Source organism: Klebsiella sp. JB_Kp004 (assembly GCF_040065795.1).
GTDB classification, from domain to species: Bacteria; Pseudomonadota; Gammaproteobacteria; order Enterobacterales; family Enterobacteriaceae; genus Klebsiella; species Klebsiella quasipneumoniae.
This window is the reverse complement of record NZ_JBEAKW010000050.1, coordinates 33,351-50,723: the sequence shown is the minus strand read 5'-3', so window position 1 is coordinate 50,723 and position 17,373 is coordinate 33,351. Positions and strand designations below refer to the sequence as shown.

General features: G+C 58.2%; 18 protein-coding genes and 1 other annotated feature. Of the genes, 5 read left to right on the top strand and 13 right to left on the bottom strand.

The genetic code is table 11. The features are described from left to right. Nucleotides 1-39: 39 nt before the first annotated feature. Nucleotides 40-993 carry a transaldolase gene (gene tal / locus ABLX76_RS23610; RefSeq protein ID WP_004204228.1) on the bottom strand — a complete coding sequence of 318 codons (954 nt, stop codon included), beginning with the start codon at nucleotides 991-993 and terminating at the stop codon, nucleotides 40-42. Nucleotides 994-1,195: 202 nt separating this feature from the next. Between tal and ABLX76_RS23605 the strand changes: the two genes are divergently transcribed. Together ABLX76_RS23605 and yaaA are read left to right on the top strand one after the other, a co-directional pair. Continuing rightward, nucleotides 1,196-2,626: a sodium:alanine symporter family protein gene (locus ABLX76_RS23605; protein ID WP_086075188.1), complete on the top strand. Its 1,431-nt coding sequence runs from the start codon at nucleotides 1,196-1,198 to the stop codon at nucleotides 2,624-2,626. A gap of 77 nt (nucleotides 2,627-2,703) precedes the next feature. Then, nucleotides 2,704-3,477, top strand: coding sequence for a peroxide stress protein YaaA (yaaA, locus tag ABLX76_RS23600; protein WP_032452393.1), 774 nt, complete (start codon nucleotides 2,704-2,706; stop codon nucleotides 3,475-3,477). A gap of 49 nt (nucleotides 3,478-3,526) precedes the next feature. On the opposite strand, the gene thrC is transcribed toward yaaA, so the two are convergent. From thrC to yjjY, 6 genes are all read right to left on the bottom strand, one after another. Beyond that, nucleotides 3,527-4,807 (bottom strand): threonine synthase, encoded by a 1,281-nt coding sequence (gene thrC, locus ABLX76_RS23595; RefSeq protein ID WP_002887863.1) that lies wholly within the window; start codon nucleotides 4,805-4,807, stop codon nucleotides 3,527-3,529. Between the two features lie 3 nt (nucleotides 4,808-4,810). Then, complete coding sequence (thrB, locus tag ABLX76_RS23590; RefSeq protein ID WP_087848858.1) at nucleotides 4,811-5,740, bottom strand: homoserine kinase; 930 nt, start codon at nucleotides 5,738-5,740, stop codon at nucleotides 4,811-4,813. 1 nt (nucleotide 5,741) lies between these two features. Further along, complete coding sequence (thrA, locus tag ABLX76_RS23585) at nucleotides 5,742-8,204, bottom strand: bifunctional aspartate kinase/homoserine dehydrogenase I (RefSeq protein WP_044525310.1); 2,463 nt, start codon at nucleotides 8,202-8,204, stop codon at nucleotides 5,742-5,744. A 25-nt stretch (nucleotides 8,205-8,229) separates the two neighbouring features. Further along, nucleotides 8,230-8,347, bottom strand: a sequence feature (Thr leader region). Further along, complete coding sequence (gene thrL / locus ABLX76_RS23580) at nucleotides 8,286-8,354, bottom strand: thr operon leader peptide (protein WP_004222578.1); 69 nt, start codon at nucleotides 8,352-8,354, stop codon at nucleotides 8,286-8,288. Its footprint overlaps the feature before it by 62 nt. A 211-nt stretch (nucleotides 8,355-8,565) precedes the next feature. Then, nucleotides 8,566-9,252, bottom strand: coding sequence for a tRNA/rRNA methyltransferase (locus tag ABLX76_RS23575; RefSeq protein ID WP_023291907.1), 687 nt, complete (start codon nucleotides 9,250-9,252; stop codon nucleotides 8,566-8,568). Nucleotides 9,253-9,648: 396 nt separating this feature from the next. Beyond that, a complete protein-coding gene (gene yjjY / locus ABLX76_RS23570) occupies nucleotides 9,649-9,789 on the bottom strand; it encodes a protein YjjY (RefSeq protein WP_004146984.1) in 141 nt (46 codons plus the stop codon). A gap of 95 nt (nucleotides 9,790-9,884) precedes the next feature. Here yjjY and arcA point away from each other — a divergent pair, with 95 nt between their 5' ends. Beyond that, nucleotides 9,885-10,601, top strand: a complete 717-nt coding sequence (gene arcA, locus ABLX76_RS23565) for a two-component system response regulator ArcA (RefSeq protein WP_002887843.1) — start codon at nucleotides 9,885-9,887, stop codon at nucleotides 10,599-10,601. A 63-nt stretch (nucleotides 10,602-10,664) separates the two neighbouring features. Here arcA and creD read toward each other — a convergent pair whose 3' ends face one another. From creD to creA, 4 genes are read right to left on the bottom strand one after another with little or no spacing between them, the layout of a single operon-like run. Next, nucleotides 10,665-12,023: a cell envelope integrity protein CreD gene (creD, locus tag ABLX76_RS23560; RefSeq protein ID WP_065883312.1), complete on the bottom strand. Its 1,359-nt coding sequence runs from the start codon at nucleotides 12,021-12,023 to the stop codon at nucleotides 10,665-10,667. A gap of 59 nt (nucleotides 12,024-12,082) precedes the next feature. Next, the gene (gene creC / locus ABLX76_RS23555; protein WP_348875364.1) at nucleotides 12,083-13,507 is read right to left on the bottom strand and encodes a two-component system sensor histidine kinase CreC; all 1,425 of its coding nucleotides are present in this window, start codon (nucleotides 13,505-13,507) and stop codon (nucleotides 12,083-12,085) included. Next, a complete protein-coding gene (creB, locus tag ABLX76_RS23550; RefSeq protein ID WP_023291904.1) occupies nucleotides 13,507-14,196 on the bottom strand; it encodes a two-component system response regulator CreB in 690 nt (229 codons plus the stop codon). Before creB ends, creC begins: the two co-directional genes overlap by 1 nt. Nucleotides 14,197-14,208: 12 nt before the next feature. Continuing rightward, nucleotides 14,209-14,682 carry a protein CreA gene (creA, locus tag ABLX76_RS23545; protein WP_009309170.1) on the bottom strand — a complete coding sequence of 158 codons (474 nt, stop codon included), beginning with the start codon at nucleotides 14,680-14,682 and terminating at the stop codon, nucleotides 14,209-14,211. Nucleotides 14,683-14,891: 209 nt separating this feature from the next. On the opposite strand from creA, the gene robA reads away from it, so the two are divergent. Continuing rightward, nucleotides 14,892-15,761: an MDR efflux pump AcrAB transcriptional activator RobA gene (gene robA, locus ABLX76_RS23540; RefSeq protein ID WP_101978438.1), complete on the top strand. Its 870-nt coding sequence runs from the start codon at nucleotides 14,892-14,894 to the stop codon at nucleotides 15,759-15,761. On the opposite strand, the gene gpmB is transcribed toward robA, so the two are convergent. Continuing rightward, the gene (gene gpmB, locus ABLX76_RS23535; RefSeq protein WP_004204216.1) at nucleotides 15,758-16,405 is read right to left on the bottom strand and encodes a 2,3-diphosphoglycerate-dependent phosphoglycerate mutase GpmB; all 648 of its coding nucleotides are present in this window, start codon (nucleotides 16,403-16,405) and stop codon (nucleotides 15,758-15,760) included. The genes robA and gpmB overlap by 4 nt on opposite strands. A 113-nt stretch (nucleotides 16,406-16,518) precedes the next feature. On the opposite strand from gpmB, the gene yjjX reads away from it, so the two are divergent. Then, nucleotides 16,519-17,034 carry an inosine/xanthosine triphosphatase gene (gene yjjX / locus ABLX76_RS23530; protein ID WP_032452387.1) on the top strand — a complete coding sequence of 172 codons (516 nt, stop codon included), beginning with the start codon at nucleotides 16,519-16,521 and terminating at the stop codon, nucleotides 17,032-17,034. Here yjjX and trpR read toward each other — a convergent pair. After that, nucleotides 17,021-17,350 carry a trp operon repressor gene (trpR, locus tag ABLX76_RS23525; RefSeq protein ID WP_004204213.1) on the bottom strand — a complete coding sequence of 110 codons (330 nt, stop codon included), beginning with the start codon at nucleotides 17,348-17,350 and terminating at the stop codon, nucleotides 17,021-17,023. The genes yjjX and trpR overlap by 14 nt on opposite strands. Between the last annotated feature and the right edge of the window lie 23 nt (nucleotides 17,351-17,373).

The following is a 17,373-nucleotide window of genomic DNA, read 5'->3' as shown; positions in this document are numbered from 1 at the left end:
CAGTGTAATGTGGCCGACGGACGTCGGCCACCTGCGGGATTACAGCAGTTCGCCGATCATTTTTTCCAGTTTTTCCTGGTCGATCGCAAACTTACGGATACCTTCCGCCAGTTTGTCTACCGCCATCGGATCCTGGTTATGCTGCCACAGGAACTCAGATTCGGTAATACGCTCCGGACGCGCTTTCACTTCACCGGTATACACCAGTTTACGCTCAACGGCGCCTTCGCTTTCGGACAGCTCTTTCAGCAGCGCCGGGGCGATGGTCAGGCGGTCACAGCCAGCCAGTTCCAGAATTTCGCCAACGTTACGGAAGCTGGCGCCCATCACCACGGTTTCATAACCGTGCTGCTTGTAGTACTCGTAGATTTCGCTGACGGAAACCACGCCCGGATCTTCTGCCGGCGCGTACTCTTTTTTATCGGTATTGGCTTTGTACCAGTCGAGGATACGGCCAACGAACGGCGAAATCAGGAAGACGCCCGCTTCGGCGCAAGCGCGAGCCTGAGCGAAGGAGAACAGCAGCGTCAGGTTGCAGTTGATGCCCTCTTTTTCCAGCTGTTCAGCGGCGCGAATGCCCTGCCAGGTGGAAGCCAGCTTAATCAGAATACGATCGTTGCTGATGCCCGCGTCGTTATACAGCTTGATGATGCGCTTGGCTTTAGCGATAGACGCTTCGGTGTCGTAGGAGAGACGCGCATCCACTTCGGTGGAGATACGGCCCGGGATCAGTTTCAGGATTTCGAGACCGATGTTCACCGCCAGCTTGTCGGAAGCATCGAGGATCTGCTGCGCGCGATCGCTGCTCTGGCTACGAGCCCAGGCCACAGCGTCGTCAATCAGCTTACGGTACTCAGGGATCTGAGCCGCGCCGAGGATCAGGGAAGGGTTGGTGGTGGCATCCTGAGGCTGATACAGCTTCATTGCCGCAATATCTCCGGTGTCAGCGACGACAGTGGTGTACTGACGCAGAGAAGTTAATTTATCCGTCATGATATATTTCTCTTAAACAGCAGTTAAGGGGATGTAACCGGTCTGCCCAGATGATAACACGCTGCCGGGTCAGCGCAACCGCCGACGAGAGAAGAGCGCAGAGTGTGATAAACTATGCAGATTAATTTGCTGAAAGCGCAAGGATTGTCACTTAATTGGTAACGCTTACACTGGCGTGCCGGCATGGACAAGAGGATGTTTAATGCCTGATTTTCTCTCATTTATCAATGAAATACTCTGGGGCTCAGTGATGATTTATCTGCTACTGGGCGCCGGTATCTGGTTTAGCTGGCAAACCCGGGGTATTCAGTTCCGTTACGTGCGCAAATTTGGCCGCAGCCTGAAAAAAAGCCTGCACCCGCAGCCGGGCGGTTTAACCTCCTTTCAGGCGCTCTGTACCAGCCTTGCTGCGCGAGTCGGCAGCGGCAATCTTGCCGGCGTCACGCTGGCTATCGCCGCCGGCGGGCCCGGAGCCGTATTCTGGATGTGGGTCTCCGCCCTGCTCGGCATGGCCAGCAGCTTCGCCGAATGTTCCCTTGCCCAGCTTTATAAAGAGCGCGATAGCCGCGGGCAGTTTCGCGGCGGTCCGGCCTGGTATATGGCGCGCGGGCTCGGCATGCGCTGGATGGGCGTTCTGTTTTCGATCCTCCTGCTGCTGGCCTATGGCTTTATCTTCAATACCGTACAGGCCAACTCCGTGGCCCATGCCCTGCGCTATGCGTTCGATCTGCCGGCGGCAGTCAGCGGCGGCGTGCTGGCCGTTGTCGTTCTGCTGGCCATCCTCCGTGGTTTACGCGGTGTGGCGCGCCTGATGCAGTGGATCGTCCCCATCATGGCGCTGCTGTGGATCGCCACCAGCCTGCTTATCGGCCTGTGGCATATCACCGCCCTGCCGACGATTTTCGCCACCATCTTTCGCTGCGCCTTCGGCTGGCAGGAAGCCGCCGCCGGCGCGGTGGGCTACACCATCAGCCAGGCGCTGACCAGCGGCTTTCAGCGCGGCATGTTCTCCAATGAAGCAGGAATGGGCTCTTCGCCTAACGCCGCCGCAGCCGCCGCCTCCTGGCCGCCGCACCCGGCGGCGCAGGGTATCGTGCAGATGATTGGCGTGTTTATCGATACCATCGTCATCTGTACCGCCAGCGCGATTATCGTCATGCTGGCGCCCCACCCCGACAATGAGTATACGCTCAACGGCATCCAGGCCCTGCAGCATGCGATGAGCATGCTGGTCGGGGGCTGGGGGGCGGGTTTTATCGCTTTCATCGTGCTGCTGTTCGCCTTTAGCTCTATCGTCGCCAACTACCTGTACGCGGAAAATAATCTGGTCTTTCTGCGCCTGGATAAGCCGCGCTATATCTGGGCGCTGCGGATACTTACCGTCCTGATGGTGCTGCTGGGAACCCTGGTTAGCCTGCCGGTCGTCTGGCAGAGCGCGGATATCATTATGGCGCTGATGGCGATGACCAACCTGACGGCCATCCTGTTGCTCTCCCCGACGGTGCGGATTATCGCCAGTGATTATCTGCGTCAGCGCCAGCTGGGCATTCAGCCCACTTTCGATGCGTCGCGCTATCCTGAGATTCACCAACAGCTGGCCCCGGGCGCGTGGAATGAACTGCCGCGCGAATAGCGCGGCAATCGCAGCTATCGATCCCACCATGCACTTTTTTTGTTAAAATTCGTCGAAATTACCTGCAAGGACTGGATATGCTGATTCTGATTTCACCTGCTAAAACGCTCGATTATCAAAGCCCGCTGGCAACGACTCGCTATACCCAGCCCGAACTCCTCGAGTATTCTCAACAGCTTATCAGCATCGCCCGTCAGCTGACCGCGCCGCAAATCGGCAAGCTGATGAGCATCAGCGACAAGCTGGCGGATCTGAACGCCACCCGTTTCCACGACTGGCACCCTGACTTTACGCCGCAAAATGCCCGCCAGGCGATCCTCGCCTTTAAGGGCGATGTCTACACCGGCCTGCAGGCAGAGACGCTCACGGAGGACGACTTTGACTTCGCCCAGCGACACCTGCGCATGCTCTCCGGCCTGTATGGCGTGCTGCGTCCGCTGGACCTGATGCAGCCCTACCGCCTGGAGATGGGGATCCGTCTGGAAAACCCCCGCGGCAAAGATCTGTACCAGTTCTGGGGCGAGACCATTACCGAGAAGCTGAATCAGGCGCTGCAGGCTCAGGGCGACGATATCGTCATCAACCTGGCTTCCGATGAATATTTTAAATCGGTGAAAACGCAAAAATTGCAGGGCCAGCTGATCAAGCCGGTATTCCTCGATGAGAAGAACGGCAAATTCAAAGTGATCAGCTTCTATGCCAAGAAGGCCCGTGGCCTGATGAGTCGCTACATTATTGAAAACCGCTTAACCCAGCCGGAACAGCTGAAATCCTTTAATAGCGAAGGCTATTTCTTTGATGCGGAGGCGTCGGAGAAAGGCGAACTGGTGTTTAAACGCCACGAGCAGTAAGTAAACGGTCCCCCTACGGCGTTCGACGCAACAGGGGGACGGTAAGGATTTAGCCCATCATCAGCTTACGCAGCGCGGCGAAATCCGCCGGCAGGTTGTGAGACAGCAGCGGCAGGTCGGCGCGGTCGGCCAGCTCTTTCGGCAGCGGCAGGGTCTCCTGCAGGATCTCCTCCACGCTCTCTTTGAACTTCGCCGGATGGGCGGTGCCGAGGAACAGACCGTACTCTCCCGGCTGCAGCTGATCGCGCAGCGCGCGCCAGGCAATCGCCGCGTGCGGCTCAGAGATGTAGCCGATGGCCTTCAGCTCGCGCATTGCCGCTTTGGTGGTCTCATCATCGACCGCGGCATAGCCCAGCTCGCTGAGACGCCAGATTTTACGGCGGAACAGCTCTTCGACACGCGGCCAGTTGTTCGGCTGGCTGACGTCCATGGCGTTGGACAGCGTCGCCTGGGTGGCTTTTGGCGCCCACTCGCCGCCCTGCAGATAGCGCGGAACGGTGTCGTTGGCATTGGTGGCGGCGATAAAGCGTTTGATCGGCAGACCCAGCGACTTCGCCAGCAGACCGGCGGTCAGATCGCCGAAGTTGCCGCTCGGCACGGAAATCACCAGCTGATTGCGGGCTTCCTGCGGCAGCTGCGCCGCCGCTTCGAAGTAGTAGCAGATCTGCGCCAGCAGGCGGCTGATGTTAATGGAGTTCGCCGAGTTGAGCCCCAGCGTCGCCTTCAGTTCTTCATCGTCAAACGCCTGCTTCACCAGCGCCTGGCAGGCGTCGAAGTCGCCGTCAATCGCCACGGTTTCAATGTTGCCGCCGAGAGTACAGAACAGCTTCTCCTGCAGCGGGCTGATCTTGCCGCGCGGGTAGAGGATCACTACCTTAACGTTCGGCAGTCCGTAGAAAGCATGCGCCACCGCCGCCCCGGTATCGCCAGAGGTCGCCGTGAGGATGGTGACCGGCTTATCGCCCGCGATGTGGGTCAGCATCTGCGCCATAAAGCGGCCGCCGAAATCCTTGAACGCCAGCGTGGGGCCATGGAACAGCTCCAGACAGCCGACATCCTCCTGAACCTTGCTCACCGGCGCCGGAAACGCAAACGCCGCGCGGACCCGCTGCTGCAGGACATCCTGCGGGATCTCATCGCCGATAAAGGCGGATAAAATTTTGGCGCTGCGGGTGACAAAATCCTGCGCCAGCATGTCGTCGATTTCAGTCAGGCTGAATTCCGGCAGATCGTGCGGAAAGAACAGGCCCTGATGCTTGCCAAGTCCCTGGGTAACGGCCTGCGCAAAGCTGACCTGCTCATTGTGATCTTTTAAGTTATACAGTTTCATTGGTTATCCCACTACGCGTGCGCCCGCCGTGTCCAGCCGGCAAATATGAACAAAGCCTTCCTGATTCTGCAGATAGTGCGCGCCAAGCCAGTCGGCGACGCGCTGTGCGGTGTCCGGCTTATCGCACAACGCAAACAGCGTTGGGCCAGAGCCGGAGATGCCGCAAGCCTGGGCGCCCATCTCCATGGCCGCCTGACGCGCTTCGCTAAAGCCCGGCAGCAGTTTGGTTCGGTACGGTTCGGCAATCACATCTTTCATCAATTTTGCCGCCAGCTGCGGCTGGCGGGTGTAGCAGGCGTGAATAAAGCCCGCGAGGTGGCGACCATGGGCGATACAATCCTGACGGCGGTACTGCGCCGGCAGAATCGCCCGCGCTTCGGCGGTGGATACTTTAATCCCCGGATAGGCCAGCACCCACAGCCACTCATCAAACCCGGGCACCTGCTGGCTGATAATCCCGTTCTCTTCGATCATCAACTGCATGCCGCCAAGATAGCACGGCGCCACGTTGTCGTAGTGAATGCTGCCGGAGATACGCCCTTCCATCTCCCCCATCAGCGCCAGCATGCGCGTCTCGTTCAGCGGCTTACCGCAAAACTCGTTCATCGCCACCAGCGCGGCAACCACCGAGCAGGCGCTGGAGCCCAGCCCGGAGCCAATCGGCATGTTTTTTTCCAGGGTCATCGCCACCGGCACCGTTTTACCGATCTCCCGGCAAAAGCTTTCCCAGCACTGGTAAACAATGTTCTCCTGCGGCGCCGCCGGCAGTTTGCTGGCGAAGCGTCCCAGATTCTGCAGGCTGAATTGCTCCGCCGCTTCGACAGTGACGTTGTCGCCAAGCAGCGTGCCATCGACCGGCGTGACCGCCGCGCCCAACACATCAAACCCGACGCTCATATTGGCACTGGAAGCCGGGGCATATACTTTGACCATCTTAAACTCCTAACTTCCAGGAAAGGGTGCGCAGCAGGTCGGCGAAAACACCGGCCGCCGTGACGTCGTTCCCGGCACCATAGCCGCGCAGCACCAGCGGCAATGGCTGATAATAGTGGCTGTAAAAGGCCAGCGCGTTCTCGCCATTTTTGACTTTGAACAGCGGATCGTTGCCGTCAACGGCGGCAATTTTCACCCGGCAGGTACCATCCTCTTCGATGTTACCGACATAGCGCAAGACTTTACCTTCATCGCGCGCCTTAGCGATCCGCGAGGCGAACGCATCATCCAGCGACGGCAGGCGGGCCATAAAGGTCTCAACATCACCGCTGGCGTCGAAGTCCGCCGGCAGCGCCGACTCGACGATAATGTCCGACAGCTCCAGTTCACGTCCAGTCTCACGGGCCAGAATCAGCAGCTTACGCGCGACATCCACCCCGGATAAATCGTCGCGCGGATCCGGCTCGGTATACCCCATCTCACGGGCCATCGCCGTCGCCGCCGAGAAACTCACGCCTTCATCCAGCTTGCCGAAGATAAACGACAGAGAGCCGGAGAGGATCCCGGAGAAATGGCGCAGTTCATCGCCGGCGTTGAGCAGGTTCTGCAGGTTCTCAATCACCGGCAGGCCAGCGCCAACGTTAGTGTCATAGAGGAACTTGCGGCGCGAGCTGCTCGCGGCGTGGCGCAGCTGATGATAATAATCCAGCGAAGAGGTATTGGCCTTTTTATTCGGCGTGACCACATGGAAACCTTCGCGCAGGAAGTCGGCGTACTGATCGGCGACCGCCTGGCTGGAGGTACAGTCGACGATCACCGGATTCAGCAGGTGGTACTCTTTTACCAGGCGGATCAGGCGACCGAGATTAAAGGGTTCTTTCGCCTCCGCCAGCGCCTCACTCCAGTTTTCCAGATTCAGACCATGCACGCTGGTCAGCAGCGCCTGAGAGTTGGCCACGCCGCAAACGCGCAGATCGATATGTTTGCTCTTCAGCCAACTCTGCTGGCGTTTGATTTGCTCCAGCAGCGCGCCGCCGACGCCGCCGACGCCGATGACGAACACTTCGATCACCTGGTCGGTGTTGAACAGCATCTGATGGGTCACGCGCACACCGGTGGTGGCGTCGTCATTGCTGACCACCACCGAAATGGAGCGCTCGGATGAACCCTGGGCAATCGCCACGATATTGATATTGGCGCGGGCCAGCGCGGCAAAAAACTTTGCCGAGATACCGCGCAGGGTGCGCATTCCGTCGCCCACCACCGAGATAATAGCCAGACGCTCCATAATGGCCAGCGGCTCCAGCAGCCCCTCTTTCAGCTCGAGATAAAACTCATCTTCCATCGCCCGTTTGGCACGCGCGCAGTCGCTCTGCGGCACGCAGAAACTGATGCTGTACTCGGAAGAGGATTGGGTGATCAGCACGACCGAGATGCCGGCGCGGGACATGGTGGCGAAGACGCGGGCCGCCATGCCGACCATGCCTTTCATCCCCGGCCCGGAGACGTTGAACATCGCCATGTTGTTGAGGTTAGAGATGCCTTTGACCGGCAGATCGTCCTCGTCGCGGCTGGCGCCGATGAGCGTTCCCGGCGCCTGCGGGTTGCCGGTATTTTTAATCAGACATGGGATTTGGAACTGGGCGATAGGAGCGATGGTGCGCGGGTGCAGCACTTTCGCGCCAAAGTAGGAGAGCTCCATCGCCTCCTGATAAGACATCGATTTCAGCAGACGCGCATCCGGCACCTGGCGCGGGTCGCAAGTGTACACGCCGTCGACATCGGTCCAGATTTCGCAGCAGTCGGCGCGCAGGCAGGCGGCCAGTACCGCAGCCGAATAGTCGGAGCCGTTGCGCCCCAGCACCACCAGCTCGCCCTTCTCATTGCCGGCGGTAAACCCGGCCATCAGGATCATATGGTCTGCCGGGATCTGGCTGGCGGCGATGCGGCGGGTGGATTCGGCGATATCGACCGTGGATTCCAGATAGTGGCCCACCGCGAGCAGTTTTTCCACCGGGTTAATCACACTGACTTTATGACCACGGGCTTCCAGCAGACCCGCCATGATGGCGATGGAGAGCTTTTCGCCTCGGCAGATCAGCGCGGCATTGACGCTGTCCGGGCACTGACCCAGCAGGCTGATACCGTGCAGGACATGCTTAATCTGAGCAAACTCCTGCTCAACAAAGGCTTTCAGCTGGGCGAGCGGGAAAGCGGGCTGGGCGTCGGCAAGGCCCTGAAGAAGTTCGGTAAAAATGCGTTCAGCGTCGGCAATATTGGGGAGGGCATCCTGGCCGCCAATGGTCTTTTCAATCATCGCTACCAGATGGTTGGTGATCTTCGCCGGGGCAGACAGGACGGTCGCTACCTGCCCCTGCCTGGCATTACTCTCCAGAATATCGGCAACCCGCAGAAACCGTTCCGCATTTGCCACTGATGTACCGCCGAACTTCAACACTCGCATGGTTCTTACCCCTTGATCTCTTGTCAAAAAAAAAGCCCGCACTGTTCAGGTGCGGGCTTTTTTCTGTGTTTCCTGTACGCGTCAGCCCGCACCGTTACCTGTGGTAATGGTGGTGGTGATAATGGTGGTAATCATGCCGATGCGATTCATGGATGTTGTGTACTCTGTATTTTTATCTGTCTGTGTGTCCTGCCTATATTGGTTAAAGTATCTGCCCTCTTAAGTCAATGAATTTCTCAATTAACCTCATTTCAGCGAGCTTACGTATTGCGCCACCCCGACAAGGAAAAACATCCAGATCGGCGGAACATTCCCCGCAAAAACAGCACATACAACCATAATTAAAATATATGACAGAGCTTTATTCTGGCAGGTTTTTTTCAATATCATGCAGCAAACGATGCAACATTGCCGTGTCGCGCTGCTGCAGCAGCCCCATTCGTTGCGACAGCCAGTCGGCCAGTTTGGCATCATCCTCCACGCCCAGACGCGAAAGCAAGGCCAGGGCGCGCAGGCGCAACGCCTGCAGCTGATGATGGTCTGCCGCGGCGGCGGCGGGCGCCGGTTGTTGCATAAGCGATGCTAATTGATAGCAGTAGACCATCACCGACTGACCGAGGTTTAGCGAAGGATAATCCGCGGCCATCGGCACGCCGGTCAGCACATCGGCCAGGGCCAGCTCCTCATTGGTCAATCCGGCGTCTTCACGGCCAAATACCAGCGCGGTATGGGTCATCCAGTTCGCCTTCTCCTCCAGCAGCGGCAACAGCTGCTGCGGCGTGGCGTAATAGTGAAACCGCGCGCGACTGCGGGCGGTGGTGGCGACGGTAAAATCGACGTCGTGCAGCGCCTCGGCAAGGGTGGAATAGGTGGTGATGCCATCGAGGATGTCGCCTGAGCCGTGCGCCACCCAGCGTGCCGCCGGCGCCAGATGGGCTTCACTGTCCACGATCCGCAGATCGCGAAATCCCATGGTTTTCATCGCCCTGGCGGCGGCGCCGACGTTCTCGGCCCGGGCAGGACCGACTAAAATAATCGTTAAACGCATTGCGGTTTTTTTCTCTCTCTCAGGCGTTGTCGAGGCGCGGAGCCCCCCATTTTACGCGGTGAAAATTTACAAATTTGCAACAAAAATCACTAAAATTGCGTTTTCTTACCCATAAAAAAATCTAAACTGTTCTCAGGAGGCCATGACAAGGAGTATGTTAACAGAACCCATTTATCCATATGATGGGCAATGAAATTTCACCTGACGCATCGTTCCAGGCATTGGATTCACTGTATTTATTAATTTATCCACGCAACTAGTTGAGCCGGGTAAAGATTGTGACTATAAAGAGCATGGCGATGCAATGATTTCACAAGACTGTTAACGTGCTACAATTGAACTTGATATATGTCAACGAAGCGTAGTTTTATTGGGTGTTCGGCCTCTCTTAGCCTGTTATGTTGCTGTTAAAATGGTTAGGATGTCAGCCGTTTTTGACACCGTCGGGTCCAGAGGGAAAGTACCCACGACCAAGCTAATGATGTTGTTGACGTTGATGGAAAGTGCATCAAGAACGCAATTACGTACTTTAGTCATGTTACGCCGCGCATGTTAATTTGCGACATGCAGCAGGCAGGTCAGGGACTTTGGTACTTCCTGTTTCGATTTAGTTGGCAATTTAGGTAGCAAACATGCAGACCCCGCACATTCTTATCGTTGAAGACGAGTTGGTAACACGCAACACGTTAAAAAGTATTTTCGAAGCAGAAGGTTACGATGTATTCGAAGCGACCGATGGCGCGGAAATGCATCAGATCCTGTCTGAAAATGATATCAACCTGGTGATCATGGATATCAACCTGCCGGGTAAAAATGGTCTTCTGCTGGCGCGCGAGCTACGCGAGCAGGCTGACGTCGCGCTGATGTTCTTAACCGGTCGCGACAACGAAGTGGATAAGATCCTTGGCCTCGAAATCGGCGCTGACGACTATATCACTAAACCGTTTAACCCGCGTGAACTGACTATCCGCGCGCGCAACCTGCTCTCCCGTACCATGAACCTCGGTACCGTGAGCGAAGAGCGTCGCAGCGTGGAAAGCTACAAGTTCAACGGCTGGGAACTCGATATCAACAGCCGTTCCCTGGTCAGCCCGAACGGCGAACAGTACAAGCTGCCGCGCAGTGAATTCCGCGCGATGCTGCACTTCTGCGAAAACCCGGGCAAAATTCAGTCTCGTGCCGAGCTGCTGAAGAAAATGACCGGTCGCGAGCTGAAGCCGCATGACCGTACCGTTGACGTGACCATTCGTCGGATTCGTAAACACTTCGAATCCACTCCGGATACCCCGGAGATCATCGCTACCATTCACGGTGAAGGTTACCGTTTCTGTGGCGATCTGCAGGAATAATGCGATTTATTCCGCAGCCATGATGTGAAAACGGCGCCCCGAGGGCGCCGTTTTTTTATGCCGTCACTCTTTCCAGAGGCGCAGTTTGTCGTCATCGGCAGACGGAGGCGGAGGCACACTGCCTTTCGGTAACGATAACGCATACCAGTCCACTCGCCGGGTCAAAAACATCAGAGTGCTTAGCGCCAGCACCAGCACCCCGGTACCCAAGAGCAGCGCACTGTCCTCGGAATGCAGCAGAAACCACATCACCCCGTCCAGCAGCAGCAGCGCCGCGACAAACAGCAGGCTGTTACGCCATCCCCTGAGCACCGCCTGGAGGTAGATCCCGTTCATCACCGCGCCGGACAGGCTGGCGGCCAGCCAGGCGGCGGTAAAGCCAATGTGCTCCGAAAGCGCCAGCAGCACCAGGTAAAACAGCACCAGCGATAAGCCCACCAGCAAATATTGCATCGGATGCAGGGAGCGATGGGTCAGGCTTTCGAAAGCGAAAAAGGCCATAAACGTCAGCCCGATTAACAGGATGGCATATTTTGTCGCCCGGTCGGTTAGCTGGTACTGGTCGGCAAGCGACATGACATCGGCACTGAACGCCGGCAGGCGCGACCACGGGATCTCCATATCATCCTTGAAATAGCTGCCCATATCGTTGGCGAACCAGCTGCTTTGCCAGTGGGCGCGATAGCCGGCAGTATTCACTTCGCGTTTCGTTGGCAGGAAGCTGCCGAGAAAGCCGGGATGCGGCCAGTTACTGGTCAGCTGCAGCTCGCTGTTGCGCCCGAGCGGCGCCAGTGAAAATGCGCCCGTCCCGTTCAGATCGAGCGAAAAAGCGATCTCAAGCGGCTTGTTGTCCTCCGCCAGCGCAGGCATCGGCATATGGATGCCCGCCCCATCGCCGCTGATCCCCAGCCCAGGCTCCACGCTTAATAGGCTGCCGTTAACCTCCGGGGCATGAATGGCGCCAATGCCGCGGGCATCGCCGACGCTCACCACCAGCCGCGGCTGGCCCAGGGAGATATTCGTTTTTCGCAATGACGCCAGACGCAGCGGATCGAAGGAGGCCTTGATCTGCAGGGCGTTATGCCAGACCTGTCCGCTGTAGATGCCCACCCTTCTCGACTCCACGGTCTGTTTGCCGGTGACCGCCAGCGACTCCGGCAGCCAGTAGTACTCCCAGCTCCGCTGATATTCGACCTCTTTTTGGTTCTCCCTGCGGGTCAGCGTCTCGGTTACCGGAATAGCGATCAGCGGCCCGGCGAGTTTTTGCGAGCCGCTGGTGCTCTGTTCAATGGCATCCACAACCTCGCTGCGATAATCAGCCCGCTCATTGATGAGCTCCCTGACTATCATCAAAGGCAGAGATAACAGCACAATACAGCCTATTAACGTGGTAATTTTCCAGAATAACGGTGATTTCAACATAGCTTTCTCCCTATCGTAATGGCCTCACAATAGGGCGGTTGTGTGGGGGGAATTTGAAGCTATGTGAAGGGACGGTGAAGTCTCAGCGTGGCGACCACGCCGCCTTCGGGCCGATTGTGTAGACGGATATCGCCGTGATGCAGGCGCGCGACTTCACGAACGAAGGCCAGCCCAAGGCCGCTGCTCTTGTGGCCGTCTTCACGCGGCAGCGAGTAGAACCGCTCAAAGATCCGCGTCAGGGCATACTCCGGAATACCGCATCCGTTATCCGTTACGCTCAGTCGCACCTCTGCATTTCGTTTCTCTACTGCCAGGGCGATCTCGCCCCCCTGGGGGGTAAAATCAATCGCGTTGTCGAGCAGATTGCCCAGCGCCTGGGACAGCAGTTCGCCATCGCCATTGACCAGCACCCCACTCTCCTGCCAGCGCAGGGTGATGGCTTTCGCCGCCAGGGCGATGTCGCGCTCTTCCGCCAGCCGTTGGTATAGCGCATCTATCGACACCGGCTGCGGCTTTATCTCCAGCCGGCTTTCCAGTCGCGCCTGCTGGAGCAACCGCTCCACCAACAGCTGCATGCGAGTATTTTGCGCGAGGATATTCTCAGTAAACCGCGCCGCCACCGCAGGCGGCGGCTCTTCGCGCAGGATCTCCGCCGCACCGCGGATGGCCGCCAGCGGACTTTTCAGCTCGTGAGTCAGGTCATAGACATAGTTTTCGATGGCGTTTTTGCCTTCGAGCTTCACCCGCATGCTCTCCAGCGCCTGGGCCAGCTTACGCAGTTCGCTGCTGCCGACCTCCGGCAGCGGCAGCGGGCGTTCAGCGGTCACCGAGTCCGCATAGCGCACCAGCTTGCCGATAGAGAAATTGATCCACCAGACGACGCCGCAACCAATCAACAGGGCAATACCCAGCAGGGCGCCGCCGGCCCAGAGGATCCGCCGCTCGCTGCGCTGAATGACCGGCGTCATCGCCAGGTTGGGTTTACCGACGCTCAGCACGCCGATAATCCGCCCCTTATCCATCACCGGCGCGGCGATATACATCACCGAGCTGGCTTCATCATGCGGATCGCTGCGCGTACTGCGCGCGCCGTACTGGCCGCGCAGGGTGAGCCAGACGTCGTTCCAGCGTGAATAGTCCTGCCCTGTCGCCTCTCCGCTCGAGTCAAACACCACCTTGCCCCGGGCATCGGTCAGATAGACGCGGTACTCATTCCGCACCTTTTTAATTCCGCCAATATTGGCGTTGAGCCGCTGCTGGTTGAGCTGGTGAAAGGCCTGCGCCAGCCTGCCCTGCTGCGGGTTTGCCGCCAGCAGGTCCTCACGCGCCAGCGCCGCCAGCAGGGTGGCGGTATCGTTGAGGGTTCCCTCCGTGGCCCGGCGCACGCCCGGCTTGACTTCCTGGACAAAGATCGACAGTACAAACCACGCGGCGATCGCGACGATAAGAAAATAGCCCAGCAGCAGGCGCATGCCGATGCGCATCAGCCGCGCCCCAGGCTGTAGCCCATCCCGCGATGGGTATTGATTGGCGCCACCTCAGGATTAACGACCCGCAGTTTAGCGCGCAGGGTTTTGATGTGGGTGTCGACGGTGCGGTCGAGGCTTTCCCAGGCATCGCTCCACACCAGCTCCATCAGCTGCTGGCGGGAGAAGACGCGACCGGGCGCGTGAAGCAGCGTTTTCAACAGCAGAAATTCATAGCGCGTCAGGTTCAGCGGCTGGCCGAACCAGCTTATCGACGCCGCCTGCTCGTCAAGCACAAACTCGCCGACGCGAACTACCGACGAAGGCGCGGCGAATTTTTGCAGCCGCCGCAGCACGCTGCGCACCCGCGCGCAGACTTCGCGCGGCGAAAACGGCTTGGCGATGTAATCGTCAGCGCCGATTTCCAGCCCCAGCAGCTTATCGACCTCGTCGCTCCGCGCCGTCAGAAACAGCACCGGCAGCGCCGGAAAGCGCGTCAGCAGGCGCCGACAGAGCTCGAAGCCGCTGATATCCGGCAAGCCGACGTCGAGGATGGCCACATCGGGCGCCTGATGCGCCGCCGCCTCCAGCGCGGGCAACCCGCGGTCAAAGACGGTGACCTGGAAGCCCTCCTGCTGGAGCATATAAACCAGGGTATCGGCGATACTCTGTTCATCCTCAACTAACCAAATCCGTGGCTGCTGCATGCGCGCTCCCGTTTATTTATTCCAGGGCATAATCGGCACGGCGCTGATGGCGTTCTTCGGCGAGCCATCAACCACTTTATCCGAATAGGTCAGGTAGACCAGCGCATTGCGTTTCGCATCATAGAAGCGAACGACCTGTAGCTTTTTAAACACCAGCGAGGTGCGCTTCTGGAACACCACGTCGCCCTGGCTTTTGCCATTTTTGATTTTGTCCGTCAGCTCAATCGGCCCGACCTGCTGGCAGGAGATGGCCGCGTCAGAGGTATCTTCCGCCAGCCCCAGCCCGCCTTTGATCCCGCCGGTCTTCGCCCGGCTGATATAGCAGGTCACGTTCTGCACATCCGGATCGTCAAAGGCTTCGACGACAATTTTGTGATCCGGCCCTAACCATTTGAAGACCGTATCCACGGAACCAATCTGCTCCGCCTGAGCGACCTGGCAGCCGGCCAGCAGCAGCAGGCCCATCGCAAACTTCTTGTATTTCATATTGTTACCATTCTTAAAAAATATAGCTGAGTGATTATCACGCACTTTGCGGAAAAGGTTTATAGATCACAGCTTTACAAAATTCTCGTTCAGATCCACGGACCTACCGCATTTAAAAGCAAAAAAAACACTGAATGCTAAAACATCAAAAAATGCTATTATCCGCTACTTTAATATCAGGCACCTGTGTTTAAGGATGGGGACATTTTATGGATCAAGCAGGGATTATTCGCGATCTCCTTAGCTGGCTGGAAGGTCACCTGGATCAGCCGCTTTCTCTGGACAATGTGGCGGCGAAGGCGGGTTATTCCAAGTGGCATTTGCAGCGAATGTTTAAGGATGTCACCGGCCATGCCATCGGTGCCTATATTCGCGCGCGCCGGTTGTCGAAATCAGCTGTCGCATTACGCCTTACCGCCCGTCCAATCCTTGATATTGCGCTGCAGTACCGTTTCGACTCCCAGCAGACCTTCACCCGGGCGTTTAAGAAGCAGTTCTCGCTGACGCCGGCGCTCTACCGCCGCTCGCCGGACTGGAGCTCGTTCGGTATGCGTCCGCCGCTGCGTCTTGGCGAGTTTACCCTGCCGAAACATGAATTTGTCGCCCTGCCCACGACTCAACTGCTGGGAGTAACCCAGAGCTATACCTGTAAGCTGGAGGAAATCTCCGACTTCCGCAACCAGATGCGGGTCCAGTTCTGGCGCGATTTCCTCGGCAACTCGCCGTCGATCCCCCCGGTGCTCTATGGGCTGCATGAACCGCGTCCGAGCATGGAGAAAGACGATGAACAGGAAGTGTTCTATACCACCGCGCTGACGCCGGAGATGGCTAACGGCCACCTGCAGAACGCCCATCCGGTGACGCTGGAGGGCGGCGAGTATGTCATGTTTACGTATGAAGGGCTGGGTACCGGCCTGCAGGAATTCATCCTGACGGTCTACGGCACCTGCATGCCGATGCTGAACCTGACGCGTCGCAAGGGGCTGGATATTGAACGCTTCTATCCTGAAGATGAAAGCCGGGATCAGGCCACGCCGATTCAGTTGCGCTGCGAATATCTGATCCCGATCCGCCGTTAACGCTGCAGCTCGTCCATCGCGGGGGCGTCAAGATGCGAGACGTCGCCCGCCGTTTCCACCACCCAGCCGGAAGCCAGCCACGGGCTCTGCTGATAATCGACGCGCGAGATAGAGCAATTGCGCAGGCGCAGACGACGCTCTGCGTACGCCGGCAGCCCTAAAATCGTGCTCACCAGGCAGCCCAGCGCGATACCATGACTCACCAGCAGCGGTCGACTACCGGCCGGTAATTCCAGACAGGCTGCCAGCGCCGCATGCATACGTTCGCTAAGCTCCTGCATCGATTCGCCCTGAGGAATACGACCATCCGGCGTGCCGTTGACCAGCTGGCGGCGCCAGCCCTCTTCTTCTTCGCTGAGCGAGTCGATATGGCGCTTCTCCAGCACCCCCATATCCAGCTCGCGCAGGCGCGCATCGGCGATCACGCTGCAGCCGCAGGCTTCGGCGATAATCTCTGCTGTGCGGCGGGTTCGTCCCAGATCGCTGGTAATGATATGGGTGATCCCCAGCGTTCTGGCGCGCTCGCCAACCTGCCAGGCCTGGCGCTCACCGTGTGCGGTCAGCGGGCTGTCGGACTGACCCTGAATACGTCGCTCGGCGTTCCACTGCGTTTCACCGTGGCGAACAAGGTATACCTGTAACATGCTTTTTTTCCGTTCTGAACTCGTTATCGACCGCTTTCGGGCATTACCGCCTGCCCTGGGGGTGATTTAGAGTATACTGCGATGACGTTAGTTTATTCTGAGTTGTTTTGATTATGCACCATGTTGTCTCAGCGACCACTAATCCCGCCAAAATTCAGGCAATTCTGCAGGCTTTTGACGAGATTTTCGGCGAAGGATCCTGCCACATTGAGTCCGTATCCGTCGAGAGCGGCGTGCCGGAACAGCCCTTCGGCAGCGAGGAAACGCGCGCTGGCGCACGAAATCGCGTCGCTAATGCGCGCCTCGCCCAGCCCCATGCCGATTTCTGGGTCGCCATCGAAGCCGGAATTGACGATGGCAGTACCTTTAGCTGGGTGGTCATCGAAAGCGCCAGCCAGCGCGGAGAAGCGCGCTCAGCCACGCTGCCGTTGCCTGACGTTATTCTTGAGCAGGTTCGCGCTGGCGAAGCCCTCGGGCCGGTCATGTCGCAGTATACCGGCATCGATCAGATCGGTCGTAAAGAGGGGGCGATTGGGGTTTTCACCGGCGGCAAATTAACCCGCAGCAGCGTTTACCATCAGGCGGTCGTGCTGGCGTTAAGCCCGTTCCACAACGCTATTTATCGCTAGCCAGCAGCGTCTGCTCCAGCCACTGGCGCAGCTCAACCGGCGCCGACTTCAGGCTGTTCGACCCGCGGGTAATGGTCGCAATGCCGGCGCCGAGCTCATTTTTCAGCTCGCGCTGGCTCATCTCGCCGCGCAGCAGCTCTTCGATAATGCGCACCCGGGTTCCCAGCGCTTCGCGCTCATCAGGGGTTAGCATTAGCTGCAGCAGCGGCAGATGCAGATCCTGCGCATAGGCCTGCTGTAGCAGCGCCACAAAGCGCAGCCACTCCTGATGACGTTGTTCGGCAACGGCCGCGGAATAGGGAGATTGTTGGGTCATATCGCGCCACCATATTGAGACGG

Bases quoted from the DNA above. Each gene is read 5' to 3' on its own strand.
- tal (WP_004204228.1), bottom strand. From the start codon at position 993: ATGACGGATAAATTAACTTCTCTGCGTCAGTACACCACTGTCGTCGCT.
- ABLX76_RS23605 (WP_086075188.1), top strand. From the start codon at position 1,196: ATGCCTGATTTTCTCTCATTTATCAATGAAATACTCTGGGGCTCAGTG.
- yaaA (WP_032452393.1), top strand. From the start codon at position 2,704: ATGCTGATTCTGATTTCACCTGCTAAAACGCTCGATTATCAAAGCCCG.
- thrC (WP_002887863.1), bottom strand. From the start codon at position 4,807: ATGAAACTGTATAACTTAAAAGATCACAATGAGCAGGTCAGCTTTGCG.
- thrB (WP_087848858.1), bottom strand. From the start codon at position 5,740: ATGGTCAAAGTATATGCCCCGGCTTCCAGTGCCAATATGAGCGTCGGG.
- thrA (WP_044525310.1), bottom strand. From the start codon at position 8,204: ATGCGAGTGTTGAAGTTCGGCGGTACATCAGTGGCAAATGCGGAACGG.
- ABLX76_RS23575 (WP_023291907.1), bottom strand. From the start codon at position 9,252: ATGCGTTTAACGATTATTTTAGTCGGTCCTGCCCGGGCCGAGAACGTC.
- yjjY (WP_004146984.1), bottom strand. From the start codon at position 9,789: ATGACTAAAGTACGTAATTGCGTTCTTGATGCACTTTCCATCAACGTC.
- arcA (WP_002887843.1), top strand. From the start codon at position 9,885: ATGCAGACCCCGCACATTCTTATCGTTGAAGACGAGTTGGTAACACGC.
- creD (WP_065883312.1), bottom strand. From the start codon at position 12,023: ATGTTGAAATCACCGTTATTCTGGAAAATTACCACGTTAATAGGCTGT.
- creC (WP_348875364.1), bottom strand. From the start codon at position 13,507: ATGCGCATCGGCATGCGCCTGCTGCTGGGCTATTTTCTTATCGTCGCG.
- creB (WP_023291904.1), bottom strand. From the start codon at position 14,196: ATGCAGCAGCCACGGATTTGGTTAGTTGAGGATGAACAGAGTATCGCC.
- creA (WP_009309170.1), bottom strand. From the start codon at position 14,682: ATGAAATACAAGAAGTTTGCGATGGGCCTGCTGCTGCTGGCCGGCTGC.
- robA (WP_101978438.1), top strand. From the start codon at position 14,892: ATGGATCAAGCAGGGATTATTCGCGATCTCCTTAGCTGGCTGGAAGGT.
- gpmB (WP_004204216.1), bottom strand. From the start codon at position 16,405: ATGTTACAGGTATACCTTGTTCGCCACGGTGAAACGCAGTGGAACGCC.
- yjjX (WP_032452387.1), top strand. From the start codon at position 16,519: ATGCACCATGTTGTCTCAGCGACCACTAATCCCGCCAAAATTCAGGCA.
- trpR (WP_004204213.1), bottom strand. From the start codon at position 17,350: ATGACCCAACAATCTCCCTATTCCGCGGCCGTTGCCGAACAACGTCAT.